Consider the following 993-nt stretch of genomic DNA (forward strand, 5'->3'; position numbering starts at 1 on the left):
GGGCAGCTTTTTGTGGTGTATCTTTTTTTCTTGCCATAAAATAAACCTCCAAACTGATAAGTTTATCTTACATCAGTTTGAAGGTTTACACAAACTTTGGGATACTCCCTGTAATAGTTTTTTAACCATACATACTTCATATATATTTCCTCATCCTCTTTATGTGTAGATAATTGATAAATGGATAATTTTCGAATAATAAATTCTTTTATTCCCAACATATAATCTATATATGATTCAAACTCATCAAATTCCTCATCCTGTTTTAAATAGTCCAAAAAATAGTAATTGTCGATAGCATCTTTTTGTACTATTTGGCTTAAATAATCTGCCTCATATTCAACTGTATTTGCCGCGCCCGGGTTCTCCAAATCATGTTTCATTACTTCTGAATCAATAAGCACTCTTGGAAACTTTGCTTTTTGGGACTCCATTAAATAAGCTCTGACCATCGCAGGTCCAAAACATTTTCGTTCAGTATGAATAAGTTTACCTACCGTAACCCCTCCTCTAACAGGAATTCCAAGTCCCAACAAATTAATGCATATATGTACAATATCTATCAAAACATAAAAACCTCCACCCGGCATTGATGCATTGTACGATATTACAACGCTATCAGAAAACGAAGTTACTTGTTTTCCTAATTCTACCAATGAGAATGTTCCATGATAATTATTATATTGTACATAACCTGTATAATCTAATGCCTGATTTATAGTGTTCAAAATATCAGCATCTATGGTTGATTGATCAACCATATTTCTAAATCCCATCAAATCTAAAAAGGCAACATATCTTAAATCATAATTAATGTTAACCATTCTTATCACATCCTTTAAGTATTGAACTCTTTTACTTAAATAGCATCTATATTAACACAAAGTGGATCTATATTAAATAAGTAGACACGATTTATAAACAGATGTACCATAATGTTAGACACCAAAAGGAGGTATCTTTATGACTAAAAAAAATTATTATGATGAGGAT

1 protein-coding gene is annotated in these 993 nt (G+C 31.0%); it reads right to left on the minus strand.

The window, feature by feature from the left end; translation table 11 throughout:
- Positions 1-62: 62 nt before the first annotated feature.
- Positions 63-824, minus strand: a complete 762-nt coding sequence (locus H9X84_RS12765) for a hypothetical protein (protein WP_205134625.1) — start codon at positions 822-824, stop codon at positions 63-65.
- Between the last annotated feature and the right edge of the window lie 169 nt (positions 825-993).

It is taken from the genome of Anaerotignum lactatifermentans (assembly GCF_016902535.1).
Classification (GTDB): Bacteria; Bacillota; Clostridia; order Lachnospirales; family Anaerotignaceae; genus Anaerotignum; species Anaerotignum lactatifermentans_A.

Coding starts and splice junctions, on each gene's coding strand:
- H9X84_RS12765 (WP_205134625.1), bottom strand. CDS start 824: ATGGTTAACATTAATTATGATTTAAGATATGTTGCCTTTTTAGATTTG.